The sequence below is a fragment of the Ferrovum sp. JA12 genome (genome assembly GCF_001431705.1).
Classification (GTDB): domain Bacteria; phylum Pseudomonadota; class Gammaproteobacteria; order Burkholderiales; family Ferrovaceae; genus PN-J185.
Map to the genome: position 1 here is coordinate 289,063 of NZ_LJWX01000002.1, position 25,902 is coordinate 314,964.

Genomic DNA, 25,902 nt, shown 5'->3' on the forward strand with positions numbered 1-25,902 from the left:
ACGGACAATCAAAAACAGCTGAACAACGAAATTTCGTTCGGCTTGGTTCAAAGCCTGATTTGCCTCAATCCGCAAATTCACGGCTCGGAACCAAATCCGAAAAAGTCATGAGGTTTTGAGACAAACGGGGTTTGAGACGCCTTTCACGGGCTGCTGCCAGAGGTCGCAGTCAGGAGCCTAAAGCAAAAAGCCCCGCGTGGTGCGGGGCCTGAGGCTGCCTCAAGGCCTGCTGAGCAGGTTTGAGGTCTTTGTACTGGCGGAGAAGGGGGGATTCGAACCCTCGATACCTTTCAGTATGCAGCATTTCGAGTGCTGTGCATTCAACCGCTCTGCCACTTCTCCTTTATTTTATTTTAACAAAATATTGTTTTCCATAAAGTAATAACTGCGTTTTATTTTCCATTCGTCTTTTTAATAGTATTTGGAACCATTCCGGTACTCAAAGAATAAGGTTTATCCAACTGGCAGGAGAAAACTCTTGGTCTGACGCACACAGGGTAGACAAGAAAAAAAAGTATTTGAATGGGGGTATGATGAAAAACATTATAAGTTATAACTAAAAAAAACTACCACCATTTCTGTACTCCGCGGGATAAATAACTGCTTAAACCGTTCTCTCAGACTTGCGCAAAGCCGCTCATTACTGAGCAAACCTCACGGCTGAGTTTCTGCTTCACAGAGGCCGGTTTCGTTTGATTCGCAAGAATCAAACCAGCGCCTTTCTCTCCACAGACTGACACCGTGCAATCAACTGTATGTTGATAGGGCTGGCAACCGCCAGCCGAACTCACGGCCATACTTTTCAAGTTAATCGCTGCGTTCACATCACGATCATGCTCTACGCCGCAAGTAAGGCACGTCCACGAACGTACCGAAAGCGGCAATTTCTCAACTTTGTGTCCGCAGCAAGAACAGGTCTTGCTGGACGGATACCATCGATCCGCCACAAACAAATAACCGCCATTGATTCCGGTTTTATACGTCAACTGCCGCCGAAACTCAAAAAAGCCCATATCACTCACAACACGGGCTAAATGTCGGTTTTTTGTCATCCCATTGACGTTCAAATCCTCAATCCCGATTGTGTCAAATTGCGACGATATTTTTGTCGTGAGCTTATGCAAAGAATCCCTTCGGATATTGGTAATATTGGCATGTAACGTTGCCAGTTTCGCTTTTGCCTTTTTGCGATTTTCCGAACCTTTTTTCTTCCGACTCAAACTTCTCGACAAACGAATTAACCGAGGTGTTAATGCCTTATGCGCCTTCGGCCCGGATACTTTTTCTCCCGTCGAGAACGTTGCTAATGCAGAAACATCCAAATCTACACCTATCGCACCTTGGCTTTCGGTTTTAGATTTCGTCTCATCAAGTGTTTCTACGTTGATACTGGCATACCAATGTTTTGCGACCCGAGAAACAGTCGCCGACATGATCTTGCCTTTGAAGCGCAATGGCTCCTGATACGCACCCAATCTAAGCCGGGAATACATTTGCGGGAATCATCAACGCTAAATTGGTCGTTGGTGATCGTGAACCGATCATGCACCCCTTTACGCCGGAACGTGGGGTATTTGACACGTTTGGCAAAGAAGTTTTTGAACGCGACACCCAGCTGCATAATCGCCATCTGAGGCGCGTTCTTGGTTACTTCCAGCATCCAAGGGAGTTGCTCGCGTTTCACCCCATTCAATTGCCGACGCAATGCAGCTTCAGACGGTTTGGGAAGTGAGGCATCCAGCTTGCAAGCTTCGTATTGTTTAGACCACTCCGCCAGCGCCCAGTTATAGGAAAAGCCGCGATACCCGACGCTCGAGCAAAATACGTTGCCTGCACATAGTTTGGGTCAAGCCTGATTTTGTGTGCTTGCATCATTTCGATGAGTCCTTAACGGCTGCCCCAATACCTTCCAGTAATTTCTTGTTTTTGCGTGAGCGATTTCCATACAATCTCGCGCTAAACACGATGATTATTTCCAATACATCTTTTGCCAAATCTTCCTCAAAACTTGAGTTTTGGCCTTTATTGAGAATGACCACTTCAACTTCTTTGGCTTCGCAGATAGCAAAAACAAGTTCCGCGCCAAACCCCAACAACCGGTCTTTATGCTTAATAACCAGCCTTCCAACCCAGCCTTCCAGAATATCCTCAAGCAAGTGCTTTAAGCCTTTTTTGTGGTAATTCATGCCAGAACCCAAGTCCGCAACCACTTCAAACGTCCAGCCTTGCAAAGCACAATACATTTCTAATACTTGTTTCTGACGCTCCAAATCCGCCTTCTGGTCATGAGACGAAACACGCGCATAGGCAATCGTCTTTCTGAGCGCCTTGCTATCGGTTCTAAACCTTTACGGCCTGATTTTGGACAAATCATATCGGCGCTGGTTACCGGACGTTCTTTCCGGTACAAGCTTTCCGCTAGATTCCCATCGGCGCAATGTCGAGGTGGAAATCCCTAACACTTCTGCCGCCTTTCCGATTGTTATATATCTGCTCATATTGACTATGGGAGCATAACTTTGGACAAGTTCAATTTGTTCTGCAATTAACCCTTAACCTAGAGAAATGAAGATTCAATATCAACAAATTATTCTTCAATTTTAAGGACTATTCTTTAAGCGCTTATTTAAATAGTACAACAAGTGTTTTACTATTTTAAAATAGAATATGTTAAATAAATTCGGGATGTGTGGATGAGTAATACTACACAAAATAATAGCCAATTTCGTAGACCTGATGCGGTGATTGGTGGCAGTGAAGGATCAGGCTTTTGGGGATATCAATGGCGCGAGAAATCAGGTCTTGGGGCAGTACTCCTCTGTGATAGCTATGTGATGACTGCGCCCACTTTTCCATTGCATCCCCATCGGCATATTAGTGCTGTGGCTATTCTTTTTGAAGATACAATAGGGCACATGGACTCCTCCGACAGCGTTGGAACCAATCACCAATTTGGTGCTGGGGACGTTCATTGGACGCTGGCAGGCCGTGGCGTTGAGCACACCCAAATACCAAGAGCAGGCTCCAGAATTCATGGAGCACAAATGTTTATTGACCTGCCTCAAGATTTACGCCATTCTCCAGCGCAGACATTTCATCTTGAGGCAAAGGATGTCCCTATCTATAAAACGGCTCATAGTCGATGCCGTATCTTGGTAGGTACGGCATGGGGCTTAACGAGCCCCATGGGCATTCCACAAGAACTACTTATGATTGATGGGTGGAGTACATCTGAAATAACTATGCCTGTCCCAGCACATTGGAAAGTTTGGTTATATGATCGTGACAATGAAAAAGCTGGTTATACGAATGATTCAACTGTTAAGGGGAGCTTTTTATTAGTGGCTTCTCCATCTTTATATTAACATCATGATGTCTAGCGAGTTAATAATTGATCGGGCAACTTTGGCAGACTTAGATGGCATTATGACGCTGCAAGCTGATAATCAGCCCGAGCGTGGCGGCAATCTAGCGGCAAGCTTCAACTTGTCACAGATTACTTATATGATAGTCCATCGACCCGTTGTGGTGGCGCGCCGTGATCATCAAGTGGTTGCTTTTTTAATGAATAGTAAGCCAGAGATGAATCAAGACATACCGATTATTGCTGCCATGTTTGATGCCTACCAAGCCAGCTCAAATAGTTACATATATGGTCCAGTGTGCGTCAGGGAAGATATGCGTGGTCAGGGACTAGCTCAGGCGATGTTTAATTTACTGCGTTCTATGGAAGAGGGGCGAGAGGCAGTGCTCTTTATTAGAAAAAGTAATGTTGCTTCGATTCGTGCCCACGAAAAAATGGGTATGAAGCCAGTAGCCTCCTTTCAGTTTGCAGAGGAAGACTATCTTGTCTTATCGTACTTGGGATAATTTTCCTCTCTACTCATTATTAAAAGGTCGTTGTCGTATCATAAACATACAAAGTTATCCAATCAGTCAATTGAATTTATGTTTTTTTCTTCATGGACGCTAATAGTCAATGATGGGTGATCTATCATCTGTTCTGTTGCCGGATGAGTGTGTACTCAACAAGACTACATTTGGCTCCAAGTTAGCCCAATGACTTGTTAGCTAGTTCACTAATGAGCTGCTCATGGAATTTCTCTGTACTTAGTTCTACCTCAAGTGGTGAGGTGTTACCTTGGATCGCCGGCAATGATAATGTCGCTCAACACAGCAAGAGCTCATAGAAGCCATCGTCGAATTGACCCCGCAGAGCTCTGTATGAACCCCCCTTATTTAGGAAGGAGGATGTCAACAAAAAATCCAATGAAAAATTTATTGATTAAGAGTTAAAGACTTGCCCTGGAGCACTTGGATTAACGTACGATAAATTTCTCCTTCAGGATTGATCATGTCAGCCAAGATGGTGTAATGGTTTTTTTGAGGTAATTCTTTAAATCCACCTGGCTGATGAAGGGCGGCTAATTTTGCGGCATAGTCGTAGGATTGTCTTCTCATCTCTGATAATTCGGCACCACCGACAAAAATATAAATAGGTAGAGCCTTTGGCGGGATGTCGTTCATAGGGGAAAATTGTTTTACCTCCTGTTGAGAGAGATGAAGTTTTTTATCAATATAACTCCCCACCAAAGGCTCTAAATCGTAGATGCCACTCAGTGGGACGGCTGCAGAAACGATGGAGTTGTTCATTACTTCCGCGGTGAGATGACCGCCCGATGACCAACCACTGACTACCACTCGATGGGGATCACCTTGCCAGTCTTGTATGTGATGTTGCACGTAAGTGATAGCTCTTTGAGAAGCCGCAACAATTTCTGACATGCTAGCCTCCGGTGCTAGGGGATAGCCCACCATAACCACATTAATGCCTGCCTTTACATAGGGTTTAGCAATAAAAGCAAAATCATCCTTTGATCGCATTTGCCAAAACCCACCATGAATAAAGACTAAAGTCGGGGCATTTGGAGCGGCTACAAATATATCTAGTTTTTCTCGTTTTGAAGGGCCGTAAGGAATATCTAAATACTGAGCATGGCTTGCACGAAACTCTTTGGCCTCGATCACCCAATGATTGAACATTTCTTTACTTTCAGGAACCGCTAGGGAGTTATTGTATGAGCGGTTTAAAGTATCCTGATCCATATGATGCCAATCGGGAAACGAGGCTCCATAGGATCCATGCATCAGGATGAAGAGGAGGGGCATTAATAAGAGGCGGAATGCTTTTTTCATGCAAATAGTCCATTTATGTAAAAAATTATCCATTTTAATATACAGGATTTTTGAGAGTGGTTGCCCCCATCTGTGAAACTCATCTAAGGTATTTGGCTTCGTGATGAGAATAACTTTTTATTATTTTCATCAACCCTACTTTAGACATCAAGATGTCATAAATTTCATGTCTAGTAATATGTAAACATAAAAAATAACAGTTTGTTATTTTTAAATGGGTTAAAACTAAATATTAGTAACCTTATTATTGAGGTAAAAATGCTTTATTTTATTGAAGAGTCGTTCAATTTGATGCTAAGTCCCGCCAGGCAATCAAGTCGCATTATTAAAAGTTTGATTAAAGAGATGCCTCATTCTGGAGTTGCAGCGCCATGGCTTAATACGGTGAATGCCTGGATGACAGTCTTCGAGGAGTTTTCTGGGATTCATGAAAAACCCAAATGGCAATTACACGAGATCATGGTTGATGGTGTTGCTTACCGGGTAGAAGATGAAGTGGTTCTTAAAAGAGCGTACTGTCAGTTGGTCCATTTTAAAAAAGTCAATTATCATCGCAAACAACCACGATTATTTATCATTGCTCCCTATTCGGGTCATTACTCCACATTGCTGAGACAAACGGTCGAAACCTTCTTACCAGATCACGATGTTTACATTACGGATTGGTTAAATTGTAAAAACATCTCTATCGCCTCCGACTTGTTTAATCTTAATGATTTCATTGATTATTTAGTGGATTTTATGCACTTTCTTGGCTCAGGCACTCATGTGCTGGCAGTGTGTCAACCTACAGTCCCAGCTTTAGCTGCCACAGCAATCATGGCCGACTGGGGGGATCGTTGCCAACCCCGATCACTGACTCTGATTGCAGGGCCCATTGATGCGAGAGAAAATCCCACTGTAGTGAATCAATTCGCCCTTGAACATGATTTGAACTGGTTTGAGGAAAATTTAATTCAAATTGTCCCGCCGCCTAATTTAGGTGCTGGCCGAAAAGTCTATCCAGGTTTTATACAGTTAAATAGTTTTATGGCCATGAACCCCCAGCGCCATATGCAATCTATTGAGTCCATGTTTGAATCTCTGGTGGAAGGTAATGGCGAGGATGCTGAGAGAAAAAAACAATTCTATGATGAGTATTTGTCTGTCATGGATTTAACGGCAGAGTTCTATTTACAAACTATTGATCAAGTGTTTTTAAAATTTAGTTTAGCTAAGGGCGAGATGATGAGTCGCTGGCATCTTGTGGATACTGCCCATATCAGACATACGCACCTATTAGTCATTGAGGGTGAAAAGGATGATATTTGTGGAATTGGGCAAACCCAGGCGGCTTTACACATTACCAATAATCTGCCGGACTCCCATAAAGAGTACGTTTTGGTTCCTGAGGTTGGCCATTATGGAACGTTTAATGGACGCGTATTTCGAGAAGAAATTGCACCTAAGATTACCCGATTTATCAATGAAATAGAAAATAGTTAAGGGAGAACATATTATGACAATCGACCCCCCCTTACAAAACCCCAGTTCAGTGGTTTTGCAAAAAATGAATGCCACTTGGTTGCCTCTTTGGACCTTGAGTAACCATTTATTTAATATTCAAAAAGAACATACAACTCAACACTTGGAGAGTATTAAAAAACAATCTGATCAATTCACTATACAAATAGTGAAAGCCATTGAAACTCATCAATTGCCGCAGCCGCAGGAGTTATTTGAACAGACTATTCAAGTTCAAGCGCATATGATGGCGTTAAATATCGCTACTTGGAAGAAATATGATCAATTGATGAGTAACTTCTTTCATAATATGCAACCTGTCTCAGGGGAGCATTTGGCAACTATTATTAAAACAACGACATAAATAACGATTAATAATCAGAATTGAGTCATCTTGGATTCATTCCAAGCGTCAATGATTTCCTTGGGTACGTCACTTATGTAATCAAGCGGTTGACTCAGATTAGTGAAGGATCCCTGTGGTAGCGTGTAAAGTCGCTTTGACATGGGGGCTAATTGGCCGTCACTTTGCCGTTCCATGATGAATTTAGGGTTGATTAGGCTAGGCTCTTGTACGCCAATGCTAGCTGTCAACTCTGCGAAGGCAATGAGAGTAGCGTGATGAAAGTGAGCGACTCTTACTGCCTTATCCTCAGGATTTAAAGCCTTTTGACGTTGCTTGTTTTGTGTTGCAATGCCTGTGGGGCAGGTATCCAGATGGCAGGCTAGCGATTGAATGCATCCTAGAGCAAACATGAAGCCGCGCGCGGAGTTTCCCCAATCAGCTCCTAATGCAATCACTTTTAGCAAATCAAAACCTGAGATGATTTTACCAGAGGCGCCGATGTTGATTTTTTCACGTAAACCGCTGGCAATCAGGCTCTGATGAACGAGGTGCAGCCCTTCTTTAAGGGGTAATCCTACATGATCTACAAACTCTATAGGAGCGGATCCTGTTCCTCCTTCAGCGCCATCCACGACAATGAAATCTGGATGAAAACCGGTGGCGAGCATGGCTTTAACTAAAGCAAACCATTCTTTGGGTTGGCCGATACACAGTTTAATACCAAGGGGTTTACCTCCTGAATGCTCACGTAACACATTGATAAAATGAAGAAGCTCTATAGGGGTACTAAAGGCGCTATGGGTGGCCGGAGAAACACAGGTTTCTCCCTCAGGAATTGAGCGTGTCTGGGCGATTTCTCGAGTGACCTTTGCGCCAGGTAGCACACCACCATGACCAGGTTTCGCTCCTTGTGAAAGTTTTACTTCTATCATTTTAATTGAGGGTAATTGGCTTACTTCTTTAAATTTTTCTAAACTAAAATGACCGTTGTGATCGCGACAGCCAAAGTAGCCGGAGGCGATTTGCCAAATTAAATCACCCTGATGTTTCAGATGATATTGAGACACAGACCCCTCTCCTGTGTCTTGAATAAATTGACCTAATTGCGCTCCCCGGTTAAGGGCCATGATAGCGTTAGCTGATAGGGCACCAAAACTCATGGCGGAAATATTAAATAAAGAGATGGAGTAGGGAAGGCGACATTGATGATTGCCTACAGAAACTCTTAACTGTTGAGGAGTTAATATGGGCGCAGGGCGCAGACTATAGAGAAGGGTTTGGTAGCCCTTTTTTTCAATTTGAGAGAGTGTACCAAAAGGACGATTAGAGGATTCACCTTTTGCCCGTTGATAAACAAGAGAGCGTTGTGCCCTTGAAAAGGGTACTTCATCCTCGTCGCTTTCCACAAAATATTGTCTGATTTCAGGGCGAATGGCCTCTAGAAGATAACGTAAATGGCCGATTAGTGGATAGTTACGATTGATGGCATGCTGTTGCTGCAAGAGATCATACCAGCCAATACAAAAGAGAATAAAAAAGAGCTTTGAATAGAAAAGAGTAAAGTAGCCAATATCCTCGGGATGGTCTAGTTCGGTATAAACAAACAGGATCCCAGTTAACAGCCACGGTACGTAACGCAACCAAACATTCATATTAAGTAATCTGAGTGATTGAATAAGTAGCTAAGACTACAGTAGGCTCCTATATTTGTCTTAAAAAAATTATGACAAATTATGTTTAGCTGTTTTTTTTCTAACCAACCACAGCGTTGTGGGTCCCAATATTTTTGAAATGCCATGTCGGTTCTTGGCAAAAAAATAATAGCCGACTTTAAATAGGGGTTGCAAGAGTTGTCTTGAGAAAAGCCAAGCCAGAAGAGGTAACTGTGCACGCCTATAGGCCTCTGGAAACACCCTTACTCCATGGATCATTTCGCCGTCATCATATTGGGCGTACATGGCGGAGAGAGCGGCTGCGCAAGAGACGCCAGTTTGAATCGGGTCATAATGAGTGGACTGTACATCAACAAAATCTAATAATCCTTCCTGATTACGACTTGATAAGAAAAGGATTTCTGCTTGACATAAAGCACAAGCCCCATCGTAGAATAAAGTGAGTCGTCTGAGTTCTGTCGAAGGCATCAGTGTTGTTCCTCTAGAGCATTCATCCATGTAGTGATCATTGCTAAAACGCTCGAAGCTGGTTGAAAACCATGGGTGATGAGAGTATAAGGTTGGTCCTGGTGGAAGCCAGCAGCTAAGGTAGGAAAACCAGTGATCCCAGAATACTGGGATAGGGAAAAATCAGACCAAGTTTCTTCTTTGATACTCTCTGAGAGAAATGATTCCTGAAAACTCTCTTTATCCATGCCGAGTGAGCTGGCAATATGCGTTAAGACTTGTAAATCAGTAACATCTTGATTGTGAGCATAAAAAGCTCTGTGGATAGACTTGAGTGCCTCTAAAGCTAAATCAGCGCGATAGCGACGAAGAGTCACCACCGACCTTGCTGCAGGTTCGGTATTATAAATAAATCCTTCCCTTGAAAAAAAACTAAAATCAAAGGGTTGCTGTGATGCCTCATGAACATGTTCCCAGTGGCTACGGATATCATTTTTATCAGCTGAATCCATAGCTTTGTCAGTGCCGGGTCTTAATCCTCCTAAAATCAATTTAATGGGTAGGGTTGCACCAAACTGGGATTGAATGGCATCAATCACCGGAGAAAACCCCCAGCACCAGGAACACATGGGGTCAGCAAAATAGATTAAATGTCGTTGAGTCATTGATGATTCCTTAACAATTGTTGATATAGCGAATAGTATTGTGACTCTATTTTTTCTTTTTAGTTGTACTTGGAATCATTCCCTTACTTAAATCTTTTTTTGGTACAACAAGTGGATATTTTTATATACTTGAGGCTCTTGCAAAACACCCTATCTGAGCGGAATTAATTGCCGGATAAATGGCAAAAACAGGTAGAAGTGGGCGGCCATTGCTGGCAAGATTAAGGTTCTGAAGACTTGATCAACGCCCGATATGAATACTACGCAACGCAATGGAATTATGCAACGATGGAATGTCATTCAACACGAATTGATGCCGGAATTGCGGGACGAGGTAGGCGCGCTGACAGCGAAACTGGCGCAGGTGGTTCATACTCTGGAATGGGTGCGCATCGAGGAATTTGTGAGTTCGAGCTGGGGCGGCTACGGTCGTCCTGAGCATGATCGGGGCATGTTGGCGAACGCCTTTGTTGCCAAGGCGATATTGGGCATATCAACAACTGCCGGGCTGATTGAACGTTTGGCAATGGATCGCGCGTTAAAGCGCATCTGTGGTTTCTCGATGTGGCGTAAATTGCCGAGCGAAGCGACTTTCTCGCGTGCCTTTGCAGAATTTGCCGAAGCGGGGCTAGCGGAGCGCACGCATGCTGCTCTGGTGAAAGAAACCTTGGGCGAACAGTTGATCGGACATATCAGCCGTGATGGCACGGCGATTGAGTCCCGCGAGAAACCGGCCAAAAGGGCCAAGGTATCGGAACCTGCAGTGACAAAGAAACGCGGGCGTCCATGCAAGGGCGAAATTCGTGAAGCAAAGCTGGGAAAGCTTGAACAGCAACGCGGCAAACCGCTGGCTGAACTGCTTGAGGAATTGCCGCGTGAGTGTGATCGGGGCAGCAAGTGCAACGCGCAGGGTTACAAGAATAGCTGGAACGGCTACAAGCTGCATATTGATACAACGGACTGCGGTATTCCGGTGAGCGCGCTGTTATCGAGCGCCTCGATGCACGACAGCCTGGCGGCGATGCCGCTGTCTTTGATGACAGCGGAGCGCGTGACGAATTGTTATGACTTGATGGATGCGGCCTATTGCAGCAGCGTATTGCGGGACCACAGTCGCAGTCTGGGACATGTGCCGCTGATTGATCACAATCCGCGCAAGGGCGAGAAGATCGAGTTTACGCCCAGCGAGGCGCAGCGATACAAGGAACGCAGTCAGGCTGAGCGGATAAATGCCAGGTTGAAGGATGATTACGGCGGCCGGTATGTTCGGGTCAGAGGGAATGCGAAGGTCATGTCGCACCTGATGTTCGGGGATGCTGGCGTTGACGGCAGAGCAGTTGATGCGATTACTGACGTAGCCGCATCAAGACTAACAGGTAAAAGACAGTAAAAGGGGCGTTGGCGAAAGTCGGCGCGGTAGCCTATGGGCATAACGGAGCAGAATCGATGATTTCGGACGGGTAAAGCGAAAAACATCGCTTGAAAAGTGAAAAAACTCACCCAAAGGTGAGACTTTCCCCGCTGAAACCATTGCGTTCAGCTATTTTGCAAGAAGCTCACTTTGCTGTCATAATAAAACAAACAATTAAGATATTTGGGAGTCAACATGAAAAAAACCACTAACATTACACTGTCTCTGGGTCTTATGACCCTACTATTATTAAGTGCTTGCGCCACTCCCGCTCCCTACACGGCTGCCGAAGAATCAAATGATCAAAAAATAAAAGATCAAGTACTTGAAAAATTTAAACATGAACAGTACACCTTCTTAGGTCATGTAGATATTACGGTTTATAAAAGCACTGTTATTTTAGGTGGGTTAGTGTTTGAGCCGGTAGACAGAGATGTTGCCCTGCGCGATGCTCGCTCAGTTCAAGGGGTGAAGGCGGTGAATGATCAAATTGAAATCGAGTCCAACGCTTATTGATGGTTGATGTCAGTGGTGGCGCCATGCCACCACTTAAAAAAAGTTAATTTACCCCTTCACACATTCTAAAATACGTTGGCCATAGAGTTCCGCTGTTTTAAGATCTCCTTGATTGACCTCATAACTGGACGCGTCAGAAGGGGTTTGCATCATAGCGCCGGCAAAGGAACCCACAAAATTCACATCATCACGATGAGCTGATTTTGCGTTAGAGGCCATCAGTCCCGTCCCAACCCAAATACCAGAATGTTGCATTGCGAGGGTTATGAAGTAGTGAAGAGTGGAATGCTTGTCACCATTCATGGTGGCTGAATTGGTAAAACCACCGAAGAATTTATTTTTCCATTTTTGGGTAAACCAAATCTTGGAGGTGGCATCTGCAAATTTTTTGAATTGCCAACTGACATTACCCATATAAGTGGGTGAGCCAAATACAATGGCTTTTGCTTCATCTAATAGCTGCCATTCTTGTTCACTAATATTGCCCTCTGCATCAATAGCAATTAAGGTGGCTTGAGCACCTTGGGCAAGTGCTTCCGCTTGTTTTTTAGTGTGGCCATAGCCACTGTGATAAACCACTACAACTTTTGACATGCTAATAACTCCTGTTGGGTGTTAAGTCTGAACAGTCATTAATATAGTACGTACACGTACAAAATGCAAGTAAAAAAAAACCTTACTTTGTTACGGTAAGGTCATCCTCATGGAATTGAACAGTTTACTGGTCTTTTATTAATGACTTCAAATCAATAACAAAGCGATATTTCACATCGCTTTTAAGCATTCTCTCGTAAGCCTCATTAATCTCTTGTATGGTAATCACTTCTACATCGGAGGTGATATTGTGTTGTCCACAAAAGTCTAATAACTCCTGAGTTTCTTTAATACCACCAATTAATGAGCCGGCGATCGATTTGCGCCCCATGATCAACGGGACAGAATTCACCATGGGTTCCAGCTCTCCTAAGTAACCCACTAAAACCAAAGTACCATTAATAGTGAGGGTAGGGACGTAGGGGTTTAAGTCATGGGCGTAAGGGACTGTGTCAATAATCACATCAAATTGATTTTTAGCCTGATTCATGGCTTCTTCGTTGATGGAGTAAATGATATGGTCAACTCCTAATCGCTTCGCATCCTCTTCTTTGTTTGCGGAGCGAGTGAATAAACTCACTTCAGCGCCAAGGGCTTTGGCCAGTTTAATCGCCATATGTCCCAATCCCCCTAAACCCACTACGGCCACTTTGCTGCCAGGGCCCACCTGCCAATGACGTAGTGGTGACCAGGTAGTAATGCCGGCGCACAGCAGTGGCGCCGCACCGGCTAAATCTAAGTTGTCAGGTACTTTCACCACAAATTTGTGGGAGACCACGATCTGATTGGAATACCCCCCGAAAGTGGGTTGTTGATCATGTCGGTCCACATCATTGTAAGTGAGAGTTGGGAATTCATCACAGTATTGCTCATGACCTTCTTCACAGGGGTGACAGTGCTGGCACGAATCTACCATACAGCCCACTCCCACTTGATCGCCGATCTTAAAGCCTTTCACTTGGCTGCCCACATAGCTGATACGACCAATGATTTCATGGCCAGGCACCATGGGATAACGACTGTTTTGCCAGTCATTGCGGGCTTGATGAAGATCTGAATGACAAACACCACAGAATTCTACGTCGATAATGACATCATTGTCCCGAGGATCACGTCGTTCAAAATGATGGGGAGCTAGGGCATCGGTGGAGGAATGAACAGCATAACCAAACGATTTCACTGACATGTTGAAAGACTCCTTGTGAGTAATAAAAATAAGTAATAGTAAGATACCATACTAATCGTTTGGATTTTTAACCAACCAAAAAATATATTTTTTAAATGAATCACATTCATAAAGTTAAGGGGTGTTCTTTTGAAATAATTGTTTGATTAGGTCAAAAATATTTTTGAAAATATGAAGCCAAATAAAATTAATTCGAACCAAAAGTAGTACCAATAAATTCATGTAACAGCTTTGTTTGAAATCCAACCAAACAGAATCATTAAATTTTAAAAACATATAGGCGTTCAAAATACCCAAAAACACATAAAGTAATATCAATACTTGGTTGAGATAAAACCACTCACTATTGGCCATGGGAAAATAGGGTCCAATAATCCATTTGGCAGGGTATCCCCATCCCAGTCTTGGAAAAATAAACAGTAATAGTGCCAGGAGCCAATAAAATAAGCTGGGTTTGTAATGGTTAAAGGTTAGCCATTGCTCACTAGAGCTATCCTTGAAAACGAAAAAAAGAGTAATTAAACCTAATGCAATAAAAGTGGTTAATAATCCCCAGGCAGATTGGTCAATACGATGGCGAGGTCGCCAGTAAAAGGTTAATCCTAAGAGAAGTAAGATAGTTACCAAGGCATAGACACTCATTAGTATTGAACTCCACTTATCATTTCAGCCACCAATAGGTAATTAACATCCCTATAACCCACAGAATTTCAGTGGCCAGAGCATTGGCGGTGGCTGTGGCCAGAGAGACATTGGGACGGTTGAGGTTGATGTTCCCGCTGTAATGAATAGTAGGGCCTTGATACTGAGCTAAAGCCGCCTGAAAAGGGTTGGCGTGGGTTCGGTTTATGGTTTTATGTACATGACGAATGGTGCGTTGTGGAACGGCTTTTAATTTAGCTCTGATCCGTGATTTATTACGATGATGGTGGCCCAGAATGTTTTCGCGCATACAGGTAGGGCACTGTTTTTCAGCAAACTTAATGTGACCGTTAACACACATATCCATGCCACCTGAACTTTTATTAGCATATTGTGCCGTGATCATGGCCCACTCATAAGCCCCAGGTCTGCCACCTGGTAACCAACCAAAGGCACGGTCAAATAACGTTCGCAGACTATCTGGAAAAGCATCATGTACGCTAGCTGGGACAGGATGTACGCCAGCATGGGGCTGAGTTCCATAGGCATAGAGCCTATGTTGAATACGGGCTGCAAGTTCTGTGGGATATTTCAGCTTTACGTCAGAAATCCCGACAAAGGGATGAATGCCATAATTTAATAATCTGAAGATGATCGTGGCCAGAGCAAAAGCATCCTGGTTATGGGGATGAGTCACTACCTTTTCATGAAACTCAGGGGCTAAATATTCAGGGGTCACCTGCGGTGCATCAGACTGAAAATCCTCAGCATAAATACAAAAACCATCACAATCAAGAATGGAAATCAGTAATTCATTCTTGTACACCTTGATATTCATAGGTTTCAAATCAACCACCGCAATTTTTTTGTTATGCAGTGTATTAATAATGGACGAGAGGTTATAAGCCACTGCCATTAACTTACCAAAATCCACATTCAATCCCGCTTGCTGAGCTTGACGCCTAGTTAAGAGATAATCCAGTTCAATGGTGCGTTCAAAGTCAATTTTTTCCATGGCAAACCCCACAAAACCAGACCCTTTGTAAACCTCTGCGATCGGCCAGGCAAGTTGCACAATATGATCAACTGCTTCAGGAAGAGGGGGGAGTTGTGGACGGTTACGTACCATCCAATGAATTTTCTGAGCATAGTGCTTTAGCTGCTCAGCCTTGGTTTCCTCATGGTAGATTTTAGCCACCAAATGAGGATAGTGATCTATTTCAAAAATTTCTCCAGCACCACCTGATTTCCCCGTGGAAATCAGTTTTGTTTTTTCAGTTCTGCCATCAGGCCAAACTAATTTAAATGTAGGAGAAAACATTGACTCATCACACCCTTTGAAGTTATTTCAGTGAGGCGAGCAGTAAAGTTTTATCATCACTTGTAATGGCGACAGTTTTAGGGCTTTCAAGGAGATTTTGTAGGGCCGCATTGCCGGTTTCTATGTCTACATTTTTAAGGTAATCCAAAACTGGATTGATGAAGGCTGGAAAAAAACCGCTACGTTGTTTATCAATGGCAAAAGTGGCCGCTCCATCACTCATCAGCCCCCAGTAACTGGTTGAGCTTGGGGCAGGCAGTAGCGTAAGGCGTAAATGTTCACGCCAATCATTGCCTGTTACAAAGTAAGTTTCGGAAGCATACTCACCATTTTCAGGTAGGGAGAGAACGGCGGGTCGATTGGCCTCTTGAAATACAGCAAAACCATCGCCAATATGAAAAAAGCATCCTCCCTGGGGGCCGATTAAGCAACCCACCACCGTGGCAGCGTAATCCCTCAGTTGATGGTTCTCTGGCAAGGTGGCGGAGAGTTCGCAACGGGTTTCTTCGATGGAGTTTTCCAGTAAAGGCTTCAGTAAATCAATCTCAAAGGGCCCTGAAAGAGAGAGGCTCAGTAAACGCTTCACTATTCCGTGCGCAAAAAAAATAGCGCCTTGATCACTGTAATCGGCGGAACCTGCTCCATCACAGACAATGGCGCAAAGGACATCACCACGCTGTTCTTGATAAGCGAAATCTTGGCAGGGAATGGCGTGATCAATATGATGACTGCCTCTTGCTGAACCTTGAAAAACTCTCCAATTCATAGGGTAAGGATCTTTAATATCAATTAAGTAGAGATTTGTGCCCAACTGTCCACAGGATTTAATTGCACTGTAGCCCCAGTTTGTGCACGCGATACCGCTTGAATGCTGCGGCTTAACCAAACAAATAGTTCTTTAAATTTCAGGCCATCTAGGCTCAAGGCGCCTTTATTACTAAATTGGCCCAATACATCCTTGTTAGCACTCGCACCTATACCAATTGACATAATATTGACCTTGTGTGCGTTCTCTGCATTTTTACAAGAGATAGCGATGGATTGCCAATCATCGGTGGGCTCTCCATCAGAGAGCAACATTAAAATCGGACGTTTGTAAGGAACCCCTGCGTTACGCATCTCGGTTTTTTGATTTTCAATTTCATCTAAGGCAAGACGCATGGCAGCACCGATGGGAGTGAGACCGCCAGCGTAGAGATTGGGCGGGTTAAAATCCATGGCATCTGTCCATTCACCCATAATTTCAACATTATTGTCTCCACCAAAGGCAATCACTAAAATACGGCCACAACGCGCCGTAATTGGATCATCTTTTAATTCCTGTGACAAAACCTTAAGTCCATCATTTAACAGACCAATTTTGTTATCGTCGTTCATACTGCCCGAGCAGTCTAGCACCAACACCAGGGGAGCTCTTTCTTCACTGTTATCTATGAGCGCTACGTCAGGAATAATTTGACTCATGAGAAGTCCTTTGAAAATTAATTATAAAAAAAATAATAGTGTACTCGTAACTGGATCTTTTGTGGAGAGACAGCCATTTTCATCCTTCGTTCCACACTTTGTCACGGGAATTGGTAGATGAGACTAAGGTTAATGTAGCGAGCACTGCCGGCATCCACAATGGGGCTGTCTTTGACGAGTGCACTGAATCGTCGATGTTCAAGTGAGCCAAACACGCCCCAATGGCTGTTAAAACTATAACCACCCATTATACCAAGGGTATTAAACACCAAGCCAGAGCCTGGTTGATAGGGGGTTAATCCTGTTTGATTAGCGCTCAGTGAACTGACTCCATAGAAGCCTCGGTTATAGGTCTGATTTGCCCAGGTGTTTTGCGTAAAAAGTGCGAGCCCCAGATGATGGTAGTCTAAAATGCCAACGCTAATTCTAGCGTCAAATAAATTACCATTAATCCGGTCAGTTCGTTGCCGATCACGCAGCAATATATTAATGGGTGCAGGGCCCAAATGGGTATCCCATTCCAAGTGAGCACCCCAAGACAGGCTAGGAGCAATGCCTGGTATTTGATAGCGTTGTAAGAGATTGGATTGATAGGTGAGGCGTCCCGGTTCATAGGCTAACTGTCCCCCTAGATAAAGCCCCGGCAGGAGAGCATAGCGAAATCCTCCCTCCAAGATGTCTTGTGTGTCACGGATGAACCAGCGTTGGCCAAGGTAACGAATTAATGGAACAGGGTAGGCAATGTCATTGCGTGAGCCATCGTAGGCGGGTTGAATCTCAACGCCTGCGCCAAGTAGGGGGTTGTTAGTGAGTTCCGCCACGACAGGGGGGGAGACTAGAAGCGGCAGAACAATCACAGCGATCGATATATTGCGCAACACTGAATCATCCTTTAAAAATAGGGGGCTTAGATAACAGGCTGTATAATAACGGTTTTAATGATTGTTCTGCGAAAGATTTTTATGGTTAATAGTGTGGATATTAGAGAGAGTATGGGTATTAGAACACTGCATTTTGGTTCTGATTGGATTCAAGGAGCCATGAGAGTTGCAAGACCCTATCAGTTGGTCTTGGAGTACACCAAAGAAATGATGTTATCGCTGATTCTCTCTGACAATCTTAATCCACAACGTATTCTACTGGTGGGTCTTGGAAGTGCTTCTATAGCGAAATTCCTATACCGCCATGCTAAGACGAGTTGTATACAAGTGGTAGAAATTGACGAGAGAGTCATTCATTGTGCCCGTCAGTTTTTTAAATGCCCAGAGAATGACGATCGTTTCCAAGTGGATTGTGCTGACGCCTTTGATTGGCTGATGCACCAACATGAGCAATTTGATTTAATTCTAGTAGATGGCTTTGACGCCAATGCTCAAGCGGGTCGCTTGGACAGTAAAGCATTTTATCTGTTGTGTCAGCAACACTTACATCCCCATGGCTTAATGAGTGTCAATTTGTTTAATTATCGCCTGCGTTTTCAGCGTAGCTTAAGTTATTTAACTCACGTTTTTAATCACCAATTTTGTTATCTTCCTTCAGGTGATCAAGGTAATACCATTGCCTTTGCGGGAGAGGGCATGGCCTTGTCAGACATCAATTGGCAGGAGATAAAAAATAGAGCCATTCACTTTCACCATGAGACGGGACTCAATTTCACCAAGCTGATTACACGCTGGCAAAAAATCAGTCAAATGTAACTGAAAAAAGTGTATAGTCCTTATTTTATTTGGAACCTTACTAAATTCTTTTAACCATCTATGAATACAACTCAACTCCATTCAAGGGCAGTCCTGTGGCTTTCCGTGGCTGCTTTCTCTAGTGCCGCAGCCAACCGAATTTGTGATCCCATGTTGCCGAGCCTAGTGCAGCATTTTCAGGTGAGTGCAAAAGAAGCCTCCCTAGTGGTGTCGTTGTTTTCCGTGGCCTATGGTTTTTGTCAGATTATCTATGGTCCTTTAGGTGATCGAGTAGGGAAGTACCGTTTAATTGGCATCATGACGCTACTTAGCACCTTGGGAAGTCTTGGGGCAGCCATGACGGGTAGTATGGATGGACTGTACTTATTTCGTTTGTTAGCCGGAGCTACGACCGCTGGCATTATCCCCTTGTCCATGGCCTGGATTGGCGACACCATTGCTTATGAAGATCGGCAGGCAACCCTTGCTCGCTTTCTGGCAGGGCAGGTGTTAGGGGTCATTGGGGGTCAGTTTATTGGTGGATTATTCACGGATAAATTAGGTTATCAATATGCCTTTTACTTTATGGCCTTATGTTACTTGTTAATAGGCCTCGGGGTATATTGGGAATCAACTAGAAATACAACCACCTATCATTTGCGTCATCAAAACGCTATCCATGGGGGAATTGTGAAGCAAAGTTTGATGGTATTGAGTACTCCTTGGGCTCGTGTAGTGCTATTCATCGTTTTTATGGAAGGGGTGTTGGTGTTCGGTCCCCTAGCCTTTATTCCTTCTTATTTACATCATACGGCAGGACTCTCTCTGACACAGGGAGGGTTGGTCATGATGAGTTTTGGTGTGGGTGGGTTTTCCTATACTTTCTTCGCACGATTTTTTGTGGCGTTATTGGGCGAAGTGGGGTTGTCTGTGATGGGCGGAGGGTTACTGGGATTAGGTTGGCTGTTAATCGCCGCCATGGACGGTTGGTTAGTGGTTATTCCGGCCAGTTATCTGCTTGGTATGGGCTATTATATGATTCATAACACCATGCAAACCAATGCTACGCAAATGACCCCGCAAGTCAGGGGAACAGCAGTCTCTTTATTTGCTTCGCTGTTTTTCTTGGGGCAGTCCTTGGGGGTGGTGTTGTCTGCGCAATGGTTGTCACAATGGCATGAACAAGGGTTATTTTTGTTAGTGGCCATCGCATTGCCTGTGCTTGGTGCTTTATTTGCTTATTTAATTAAACAACACCAACGTCGCGAAGCGGGTTGATGGTTACTATTAAGGAGTGGAGCCATGAGTGAAAAACTAGCTGTTTCATTGGTACAGCAAAATCGTTTTCAGTTTACTATTGATTTTGGTGAAAACAAACCCTCAGTAGTGGGCGATGAAGAAGCCCCTTTAGGGGAGGGCGTTGGCCCCACTCCCGGACAACTCTTGCTGGCTGCCGTGGCCAATTGTATGGCGGATTCACTTTTTTTTGCATTGAGTAAATTCAATCAACAGGCTTCACCCATCAGAGCTCATGCAACAGGGGAGATTGGTCGAAACGGTGAAGGCCGACTGCGCGTATTGGCAATCAACATTGAGTTAACTCTTGCTAAAGCCGCAGCAGAAATAAATCATGTGGATAGAATCGTTAATCAATTTGAGGACTTTTGTACGGTGGGTAAAAGTGTTGCGCAAGGTATTCCCTTAGTTTTGACTGTGATAGACAGTACGGGAGCCGTGTTGAAAGTGAGTCCAGATCACTCACTTTAAGGTAAATCACTGGGCTACATACATTTCCTAAACTCAGAAGATTTCCTCATGATCTGTTAAAATAGCGTTCTTTGAATAACAATATCGTCATGGAGGAGTATTATGAAACGCTCTATCGTTGCCTTAGCCGGTTTACTCATCGTTGGGCAGGCTCTTGCGCAGAATGTTATCACTTTGGGTGCCTCAGTTCAGGAAACTGGTGCTTTAGCTAATACAGGCCGATATTATCGTGATGGTTATAACTTTGCTGTGGATAAAATTAATGCAAAAGGTGGTCTTAAGGTGGCGGGTAACAGTTACCAGTTGGCCGTCAAAATATTGGATAACCAATCTGACAGTAATTTAAGTGTTCGTCAATATGTACAGTTACTCAACCAAGATAAAGTGAGTTTTTTATTAGGCCCTTTTGCCAGTAATTTTGCTCTGGCAGACTCTTCGGTGGCCGAAAAATTTCAAGTGCCTATGATTCAAGGTGGAGGAGCTTCCGATCAAATTTTTAACCGTGGCTATCAATATATTTTTGGGACCTTGCCGGTAGCGAGTCGCTACTTTGAAAGTACCCTCTCCATGATGAAAACCTTAACACCAAAACCACAAACGGTGGCAGTGTTATTTGCTGATGATGCCTTTGATGTGTCGGTGGCAAAAGGCACTGAGAAATGGGTGGCGGAGGCTGGGATGAAGTTGGTCGCTAATGAGCGTTACAGCACGAATGCCAGTGATTTTTCAACATTAATTTCTAAATTGCGATCTGTTCACCCTGATGCAGTGCTCGTGGCAGGGCATGAAACCGAAGTGTTGAATTTTATTCGCCAAGCCAAAAGCCTTAACTTTAGCCCAAAACTCTATTCTTTCACAGTTGGTGTTCCAACCGAGGATTTTCGTCATGCTCTGGGGAAGGATGCAAATTACGCCTTCGGCATGACTTCATGGATTGCCTCACCTAACAATAAAGATGATTACTTTGCTGACGCTAAAGCTTTTGCTGAGGCCTATAAAGCCAAATTTGGTTATGATCCGGATTATCACGCCGCCTCCGCTGTGGCTGATGTGGAAGCTTTTGCAAAAGCCATTGAGAAAGCGCAAAGCACTGACCCCAAGAAAGTACGTGATGCAATTACTCAACTGAACTTTCAGTCACTCTACGGTCCTATCGCTTTCAATGCTACCGGTCAGATTAGCCTACCGCAAACAGTGATTCAAGTGCAGCACAATGCAGTGGTTGACATTTATGGACAAAAAACCATCAATAAACCGATCTACCCTATGCCAAGTTGGGATAAACGTTAAGTTTATCTAGGTAAGATGACGGGGGGAGTGCTGACCTTTTTGCACTCTCTTTAAATTACTAAAGAACAGAATATGGATTTATTACTTCAAGTTATTATCAATGGATTACTCCTCGGTGGACTCTATGCTTTAATGGCATTGGGGTTGGCGTTGGTGTGGGGGGTACTAAATATTGTTAACCTCGCACACGGTGCTTTAATTATGTTGGGCGGCTATGCAGGATATTATTTGTTTACACTGATGGGGATCGATCCATTTTTAGCCTTGCCTCTTGTTATGCTGTTACTTTTTATTTTAGGCTATGCACTGCAGCGCTATGTCTTAACCTTAATCGCGCGCTCACCCATGTTCAACACCTTACTGATCACTTTTGGGCTAGATGTTATTTTTATGGTGCTAGCCCAACTGTTCTTTAGCGCAGATTTTAGAACTATCAATCCCTCTTACGCAGGCGCCCACGTTACTTGGTTTGGCTTAACCTTTCCCCAAGTTCAGTTGTATTCCTTTGCGGTGGCCCTGTTGCTGACGGTGGGGTTATGGCTCTTACTACTGCATACCCGTATTGGTCGTGCTATTCGTGCCACGGCACAAAACCTTTCAGCTGCAAGACTCTATGGGGTTAATCCTAAAAAGATTTATGCCCTGACTTTTGGTATTGGTGCTGCTTTGGCGGGGGCGGCGGGAGACCTCTATGGTGTGGTATCACAAATCACTCCTTATATCGGTGCCACCCTTACTGCAAAATGCTTTGCTATTGCGATTATTGGGGGTCTTGAAAATCCCTTAGGAGTTATTGTCGGTGGGGTGTTACTGGCCCTTATTGAATCCTTAACAGCCCTTTACGTGGGACCCACTTTTATTGATGTAGCCAGCTTTGGAGTATTGGTGTTGGTCTTAATTATTCGCCCGCAGGGGTTACTTGGAAAAACTGCAAAATGAAGCGTTACTCTCCTTTATTACTGATTGCGGTGGTGGCTCTTTTAACGGCTTTGCCATGGTTCGCAGGCCCCACCTTGGTTCAATTCGCCATTAACGCCCTAATGCTAGCTACTCTCGCACAAGGCTGGAATATTATTGGTGGCTTCGCCGGTTATGCCTCCTTTGGTAATTCCATTTTCTTTGGCCTCGGTAGCTATGGGGTGGCGATCGCCATGGTGCAGTGGAATCTTCCCTTTGGCGTGGGCTTAGTGGTGGGGGTTATTTTTTCTATTATATTTGCTCTAGCCATGGGGGGGCCAGTGCTGCGTTTGCGTGGCCATTACTTTGCTATTGCCACCTTAGCACTGTCACAGGTGATGAGCGCTATTTTCTCTAATTTAGAGGTGGCAGGACGCAATATCGGTTTAGTTCTGCCCCTATTGCGCAGTGATACTTTGTTTTATGAGCTGTCCCTAGGGCTATTGGTCTTGGCCACTTTGACTGTTTTTTATCTCTCCCGCAGTCGCTTTGGGTTTGGTTTGATCGCTATTCGTGAAAATGAAGATGCTGCCCAGTCTATGGGAATTAACACCACTCGCTATAAAGTCTTGGCTTTTACTTTAGCAGGCCTATTCTGCTCCCTAGCTGGAGGTATTCACGCTTACTGGATCACTTTCATTGATCCTAACAGCGCCTTTGATTTGAGTTTAAATGTGAAGATGATCATTATGGCTGTGTTCGGTGGCCCAGGATCTGTGTTGGGGCCGGTGATCGGTGCAGCTATTTTGTCAGCCATCTCGGAACTTTTATCTTCTACCCTCTCTAGTGTGGCCAGTTTATTCTTTGGCGTAGTGATTGTGCTGGCGGTGATTCTGATGCCCAAAGGGTTAACTGATTGTTGGTTGAAATTTCCTGTAACCCGCTGGCGTTACTTTATTAATAATATTCGTCAGTATCGTCTATGACAACACCTATCCTATCTTTAAAAAACATATCTAAACGCTTTGGTGGACTCTTGGCGGTGAATGGTGTTCACGTTGACATCATGCCCGGGGAAACCGTTGGCTTAATCGGCCCTAACGGGGCGGGTAAAACTACGCTAGTGAGTTTGATTAGTGGCAGCCTAATTCCCACCACCGGTGATGTTTTGTTCGAAGGGAAAACAATTACCGCTTTACCGGCCTTTCAACGGGCGCGATTAGGTATTGGGCGTACCTTTCAAATCATGAAACCTTTTCCTGGATTAACGGTGTTAGATAATGTGGCAGTCGGTGCTCTCTATGGCACCACCACGACTAATAAAGCGCTGTCAGTGGCACGAGATGAGGCCATGGGATGGCTTGAGCGCATGGACTTACAGGGTAAGGCAATGCAACGGGCTGATGAGCTAGGGGGGCCTGATCGAAAACGCTTAGAGCTTGCTAAGGCCATGGCCATGAAACCTAAATTATTATTATTAGATGAAGTCATGGCCGGGTTGAATCTGGTGGAAATTGATGAGGTGATTGATGCCATTAAAGTGGTCCGCGAGACAGGCATCTCTATTTTGGTCATTGAACACATGATGAAGGTGATCCAGTCATTATCCGATCGGTTATTGGTATTGCATCATGGGCAGCAGATTATGGCCGGTACGCCCCAGGAAGTATTAAATGACCCACGGGTCATTGACGCTTATTTAGGAAAACGACGTGTATGAGTAACGTATTACTTCAATTAAAACATTGGTATGCAGGCTATGCTGGCGTGGATGTGCTAAACGGCATTGATATGAGCGTCAAGCAAGGCGAAATTGTGGCGTTGGTGGGCAGTAACGGTGCCGGTAAAACGACTTTATTACGGTCTCTATCGCGCACCCTAAAAGGACGCGGAGAGATTACCTTTGCCGGTCGCTCCCTCTATGACGATACACCAGAAAAAGTGTTTGAAAGCGGTCTTGTCCAAGTGCCTGAAGGCAGAATGCTGTTTGACCAAATGAGTGTTCAAGAAAACTTACTCATGGGGGCCTATCGTCGCCAGGATAATAACGCAATTAAGGACTCCTTAGAATACGTGTATGGTCTTTTCCCCAAAATGTATGAAAGACGCCAGCAACGTTCAGGCAGTATGTCAGGAGGTGAGCAGCAGATGTGTGCCATGGGTCGCGCTTTAATGGCCAGCCCTAAATTGTTGTTGGTTGACGAAATGAGTTTGGGGCTCGCGCCGGTGATTGTGGACCAACTATTAGACATACTTAGTACTATTCGTGATCAAGGCATCACGGTACTCTTGGTGGAGCAAGATATTTATGCCGCCCTCGAGATTGCTGACCGGGGTTATGTGATGGTAACAGGGTCCATTACCCAATCTGGCACTGCTGAGGAGCTTAGGAATGATCCTCATATTCGTGAAGCGTATTTAGGGCTATAGTATTTTTATCGTCAGTACCGTCTGTGATAACAAGTCAACATTGAGGGCATCATGAACCAATCTCGTTATGTGTTAGCAGTTGCTTCATTGTTTATGTTTTTGGGTGTCTTGATGGGTGCCTTCGGTGCCCATGCTCTCCAGCATCGCTTGTCTGTTGAAGCGCAAGGGTGGTGGCAAACGGCGGTGCATTATCAAATGGTGCATGCTTTAGCGTTATTGGCCTTGGGCGCCTCACGCATCAGCGGCATAGAGCGAGCGACCACTGCCCTCATTATTGGAATAGTAATTTTCTCAGGTTCTCTCTACGCCTTAGCACTCACTAATGTACATTGGTTGGGAGCCATTACCCCTATTGGTGGCTTATTTATGATGGCGGGCTGGCTCATGTTAGCCTTTCAGTTTTGGCGAGGCAGAGTGATTTAAGGCGCAGTGAGGCCAGCTATCACCACCGCTAAGGTGGCTACGAGAGTGAGCTGGATTCTCAAGGGCAAGTACCAGGTCGGTAATTCAATTTGCTTTATTAAGCGCCGATCTTGATCCAAGTGAATAATAAAAAAAACAGCTAACACTATTCCCGCCACCAATGGGGGGATCAAGAGAGCAAACCAACCCACTAGCGCTGGCACCACACTCCAAGCATAGCGTTGAGATTGAGACAGGTTGCTACTCAGGTCTTTGGCGAGCATGGCAAAGGCCCAATGTAGGGCACCCACAAAACTTAAGATCACCGAAGCATAGGTGAGTACCGTATCGCGCCATATGCCTGATCGCAATGGATCAAAAAGCATCGCTAAGGTAAAAGCAATAAAGGGAATTAATCCACCATACCCTAATAGTAAAACGGCTTTGGGAGTGGCTATGTTATTGTCTTGCATGGG

At 44.4% G+C, this 25,902-nt stretch carries 26 protein-coding genes, 1 tRNA gene and 3 pseudogenes; 15 read left to right on the forward strand and 15 right to left on the reverse strand.

From position 1 onward, the window contains the following. Window positions 1-254: 254 nt before the first annotated feature. The 3 genes and pseudogenes from FERRO_RS06430 to FERRO_RS06440 form a co-directional block, all read right to left on the reverse strand. A tRNA-Ser gene (locus FERRO_RS06430) sits at window positions 255-342 on the reverse strand. A 275-nt stretch (window positions 343-617) separates the two neighbouring features. Beyond that, a pseudogene (locus tag FERRO_RS06435) lies at window positions 618-1,875 on the reverse strand (RNA-guided endonuclease InsQ/TnpB family protein). Then, window positions 1,872-2,498, reverse strand: a pseudogene (locus tag FERRO_RS06440) (IS607 family transposase). Before FERRO_RS06440 ends, FERRO_RS06435 begins: the two co-directional pseudogenes overlap by 4 nt. Before the next feature lie 195 nt (window positions 2,499-2,693). Between FERRO_RS06440 and FERRO_RS06445 the strand changes: the two are divergent. Further along, on the forward strand, window positions 2,694-3,365 hold the full coding sequence (locus FERRO_RS06445) for a pirin family protein (RefSeq protein ID WP_056930069.1): 672 nt from the start codon (window positions 2,694-2,696) through the stop codon (window positions 3,363-3,365). 4 nt (window positions 3,366-3,369) lie between these two features. Then, the gene (locus FERRO_RS06450) at window positions 3,370-3,870 is read left to right on the forward strand and encodes a GNAT family N-acetyltransferase (RefSeq protein WP_082601226.1); all 501 of its coding nucleotides are present in this window, start codon (window positions 3,370-3,372) and stop codon (window positions 3,868-3,870) included. Window positions 3,871-4,278: 408 nt separating this feature from the next. Here FERRO_RS06450 and FERRO_RS06455 read toward each other — a convergent pair whose 3' ends face one another. After that, a complete protein-coding gene (locus FERRO_RS06455) occupies window positions 4,279-5,196 on the reverse strand; it encodes an alpha/beta hydrolase (protein ID WP_056930070.1) in 918 nt (305 codons plus the stop codon). A 258-nt stretch (window positions 5,197-5,454) separates the two neighbouring features. On the opposite strand from FERRO_RS06455, the gene phaZ reads away from it, so the two are divergent. Then, on the forward strand, window positions 5,455-6,681 hold the full coding sequence (phaZ, locus tag FERRO_RS06460) for a polyhydroxyalkanoate depolymerase (RefSeq protein ID WP_056930071.1): 1,227 nt from the start codon (window positions 5,455-5,457) through the stop codon (window positions 6,679-6,681). 13 nt (window positions 6,682-6,694) lie between these two features. Continuing rightward, on the forward strand, window positions 6,695-7,063 hold the full coding sequence (locus FERRO_RS06465; protein ID WP_056930072.1) for a hypothetical protein: 369 nt from the start codon (window positions 6,695-6,697) through the stop codon (window positions 7,061-7,063). Between the two features lie 14 nt (window positions 7,064-7,077). Here the strand turns inward: FERRO_RS06465 and FERRO_RS06470 are convergent, their stop codons facing one another. The 3 genes from FERRO_RS06470 to FERRO_RS06480 form a co-directional block, all read right to left on the reverse strand. Then, window positions 7,078-8,697, reverse strand: a complete 1,620-nt coding sequence (locus FERRO_RS06470; protein WP_082601228.1) for an FMN-binding glutamate synthase family protein — start codon at window positions 8,695-8,697, stop codon at window positions 7,078-7,080. Window positions 8,698-8,766: 69 nt separating this feature from the next. Continuing rightward, window positions 8,767-9,186 carry a thiol-disulfide oxidoreductase DCC family protein gene (locus tag FERRO_RS06475; protein WP_056930073.1) on the reverse strand — a complete coding sequence of 140 codons (420 nt, stop codon included), beginning with the start codon at window positions 9,184-9,186 and terminating at the stop codon, window positions 8,767-8,769. Next, entirely contained in the window at window positions 9,186-9,830 is a 645-nt protein-coding gene (locus FERRO_RS06480; RefSeq protein WP_056930074.1) for a DsbA family protein, read from the reverse strand. Before FERRO_RS06480 ends, FERRO_RS06475 begins: the two co-directional genes overlap by 1 nt. 253 nt (window positions 9,831-10,083) lie before the next feature. Between FERRO_RS06480 and FERRO_RS06485 the strand changes: the two are divergent. Both FERRO_RS06485 and FERRO_RS06490 read left to right on the forward strand, forming a co-directional pair. Continuing rightward, window positions 10,084-11,188 (forward strand): annotated as a pseudogene (locus FERRO_RS06485) (IS5/IS1182 family transposase). Between the two features lie 248 nt (window positions 11,189-11,436). Further along, window positions 11,437-11,757, forward strand: a complete 321-nt coding sequence (locus FERRO_RS06490; protein WP_056930075.1) for a BON domain-containing protein — start codon at window positions 11,437-11,439, stop codon at window positions 11,755-11,757. Window positions 11,758-11,805: 48 nt separating this feature from the next. Here the strand turns inward: FERRO_RS06490 and FERRO_RS06495 are convergent, their stop codons facing one another. From FERRO_RS06495 to FERRO_RS06525, 7 genes are all read right to left on the reverse strand, one after another. Next, window positions 11,806-12,351 carry a flavodoxin family protein gene (locus tag FERRO_RS06495; protein WP_056930076.1) on the reverse strand — a complete coding sequence of 182 codons (546 nt, stop codon included), beginning with the start codon at window positions 12,349-12,351 and terminating at the stop codon, window positions 11,806-11,808. A gap of 124 nt (window positions 12,352-12,475) precedes the next feature. Beyond that, window positions 12,476-13,537 carry an NAD(P)-dependent alcohol dehydrogenase gene (locus FERRO_RS06500; protein WP_056930077.1) on the reverse strand — a complete coding sequence of 354 codons (1,062 nt, stop codon included), beginning with the start codon at window positions 13,535-13,537 and terminating at the stop codon, window positions 12,476-12,478. Window positions 13,538-13,651: 114 nt separating this feature from the next. Beyond that, on the reverse strand, window positions 13,652-14,179 hold the full coding sequence (locus FERRO_RS06505; protein ID WP_056930078.1) for a septation protein IspZ: 528 nt from the start codon (window positions 14,177-14,179) through the stop codon (window positions 13,652-13,654). Window positions 14,180-14,198: 19 nt separating this feature from the next. Then, complete coding sequence (locus FERRO_RS06510; protein WP_056930079.1) at window positions 14,199-15,500, reverse strand: protein kinase domain-containing protein; 1,302 nt, start codon at window positions 15,498-15,500, stop codon at window positions 14,199-14,201. Window positions 15,501-15,522: 22 nt separating this feature from the next. After that, window positions 15,523-16,266 (reverse strand): PP2C family serine/threonine-protein phosphatase, encoded by a 744-nt coding sequence (locus FERRO_RS06515; protein WP_152975723.1) that lies wholly within the window; start codon window positions 16,264-16,266, stop codon window positions 15,523-15,525. A 23-nt stretch (window positions 16,267-16,289) separates the two neighbouring features. After that, on the reverse strand, window positions 16,290-16,964 hold the full coding sequence (locus FERRO_RS06520; protein WP_056930081.1) for a vWA domain-containing protein: 675 nt from the start codon (window positions 16,962-16,964) through the stop codon (window positions 16,290-16,292). A 101-nt stretch (window positions 16,965-17,065) separates the two neighbouring features. After that, window positions 17,066-17,845, reverse strand: a complete 780-nt coding sequence (locus FERRO_RS06525) for a MipA/OmpV family protein (protein WP_056930082.1) — start codon at window positions 17,843-17,845, stop codon at window positions 17,066-17,068. A gap of 81 nt (window positions 17,846-17,926) precedes the next feature. Here FERRO_RS06525 and FERRO_RS06530 point away from each other — a divergent pair, with 81 nt between their 5' ends. The 9 genes from FERRO_RS06530 (at window position 17,927) to FERRO_RS06570 (ending at window position 25,447) form a co-directional block, all read left to right on the forward strand. Then, entirely contained in the window at window positions 17,927-18,661 is a 735-nt protein-coding gene (locus FERRO_RS06530; protein WP_160318115.1) for a fused MFS/spermidine synthase, read from the forward strand. Between the two features lie 60 nt (window positions 18,662-18,721). Continuing rightward, entirely contained in the window at window positions 18,722-19,918 is a 1,197-nt protein-coding gene (locus FERRO_RS06535; protein WP_056930084.1) for an MFS transporter, read from the forward strand. A gap of 24 nt (window positions 19,919-19,942) precedes the next feature. Then, the gene (locus FERRO_RS06540; protein ID WP_056930085.1) at window positions 19,943-20,407 is read left to right on the forward strand and encodes an OsmC family protein; all 465 of its coding nucleotides are present in this window, start codon (window positions 19,943-19,945) and stop codon (window positions 20,405-20,407) included. Between the two features lie 102 nt (window positions 20,408-20,509). Next, window positions 20,510-21,697, forward strand: coding sequence for an amino acid ABC transporter substrate-binding protein (locus FERRO_RS06545; RefSeq protein ID WP_056930086.1), 1,188 nt, complete (start codon window positions 20,510-20,512; stop codon window positions 21,695-21,697). Between the two features lie 72 nt (window positions 21,698-21,769). Then, window positions 21,770-22,636 (forward strand): branched-chain amino acid ABC transporter permease, encoded by an 867-nt coding sequence (locus FERRO_RS06550; RefSeq protein ID WP_056930087.1) that lies wholly within the window; start codon window positions 21,770-21,772, stop codon window positions 22,634-22,636. Beyond that, on the forward strand, window positions 22,633-23,580 hold the full coding sequence (locus tag FERRO_RS06555; protein WP_056930088.1) for a branched-chain amino acid ABC transporter permease: 948 nt from the start codon (window positions 22,633-22,635) through the stop codon (window positions 23,578-23,580). Before FERRO_RS06550 ends, FERRO_RS06555 begins: the two co-directional genes overlap by 4 nt. Next, on the forward strand, window positions 23,577-24,314 hold the full coding sequence (locus FERRO_RS06560) for an ABC transporter ATP-binding protein (RefSeq protein WP_056930089.1): 738 nt from the start codon (window positions 23,577-23,579) through the stop codon (window positions 24,312-24,314). Before FERRO_RS06555 ends, FERRO_RS06560 begins: the two co-directional genes overlap by 4 nt. Continuing rightward, a complete protein-coding gene (locus FERRO_RS06565; protein WP_056930090.1) occupies window positions 24,311-25,024 on the forward strand; it encodes an ABC transporter ATP-binding protein in 714 nt (237 codons plus the stop codon). The genes FERRO_RS06560 and FERRO_RS06565 overlap by 4 nt, the downstream gene beginning before the upstream one ends. Window positions 25,025-25,075: 51 nt before the next feature. Then, a complete protein-coding gene (locus FERRO_RS06570) occupies window positions 25,076-25,447 on the forward strand; it encodes a DUF423 domain-containing protein (RefSeq protein ID WP_056930091.1) in 372 nt (123 codons plus the stop codon). On the opposite strand, the gene FERRO_RS06575 is transcribed toward FERRO_RS06570, so the two are convergent. Next, window positions 25,444-25,899, reverse strand: coding sequence for a DUF3429 domain-containing protein (locus FERRO_RS06575; protein WP_056930092.1), 456 nt, complete (start codon window positions 25,897-25,899; stop codon window positions 25,444-25,446). The genes FERRO_RS06570 and FERRO_RS06575 overlap by 4 nt on opposite strands. Between the last annotated feature and the right edge of the window lie 3 nt (window positions 25,900-25,902).